The sequence below is a fragment of the Mesorhizobium sp. M0051 genome (assembly GCF_040323235.1).
GTDB lineage: Bacteria > Pseudomonadota > Alphaproteobacteria > Rhizobiales > Rhizobiaceae > Mesorhizobium.
In genome coordinates this window covers 1-846 of record NZ_JAMYUT010000098.1, presented here as the reverse complement: position 1 = coordinate 846, position 846 = coordinate 1, and the positions used below count along the sequence as shown (strand labels likewise).

1 protein-coding gene is annotated in these 846 nt (G+C 57.0%); it reads right to left on the bottom strand.

Translation table 11 applies throughout. The annotated features are described in order from the left end of the window. On the bottom strand, positions 1–806 hold an 806-nt coding region (locus NKJ90_RS33395; protein ID WP_352487782.1), incomplete at its 3' end, for an SIR2 family NAD-dependent protein deacylase. Positions 807–846 lie beyond the last annotated feature (40 nt).

Here is an 846-nt window from a genome sequence, read left to right as displayed (position 1 = left end):
GCTTCGGCGATGTTGCTGAGAAAAGCTGCCAAGCTCTGCTGCGGATCCTCATCGTCCCCAGCCACGACGTTGAGCCCCCAGCGTCCGAGGACCGCCTCCTGAACCACGTTCGGGCCCGGCATGAACACGAATGACTTTGGACGGTCCCGCTCGTAACCCGATAGGCGCCAGGTCTGCCACAGACGGTGCAGCAGCAGACGGATGTTCATATCCGACATGCTGTAGCCGATGAACAGGATGGTGCGCCCCAGTGCATCTGCCCGGAATTTCACATCAAGTGGTGAGTCGAAGGAAAGCCGGTCAAAATAGTCCGTCTCTGCCAACACAAGGGAAGTGTCGTCGTCAAAATCGCCATGGTATTTGATGATCTGTGTCAGGTCGCCGTTGACTTTGGCGATGTCTTTCGCGTTGGCGATTTTGACGAACGGCCGGCCATAGATCTCGAAAGCAGCTTCCAGGTTTCGATCGTAATTGGTGGTGTAGATGATCGGGAAATCGAGCGACACGATCAGCTTGTGGATCTCCGATCGCTTTACCTTGTCCCGAGAAACGCTCCACTCGCGGTCCATCCAGCTGCGCAGGGGGCCGATGCTGCCATGCTTGAGGCGGTAGTATTCGGCAAGCGCCTGGTAGGTCGTGTCAGGCATGCCGACCGTCTGGTCGTCCAGGCCGAGATCATCTGCCATGTGCTCGATGAGTTTTCTCCACGGTGGCAAGCCGACGCTCATCGACACTCCAGCGCCAACAAACAGCATGGCTCTCCGCTTTTTCAGCGACCGCGCAATTTGTTCGAACACCGACTGCATGCCAGCAAACTGGCGAATGCCTCTTCTGTTCCAACCATTG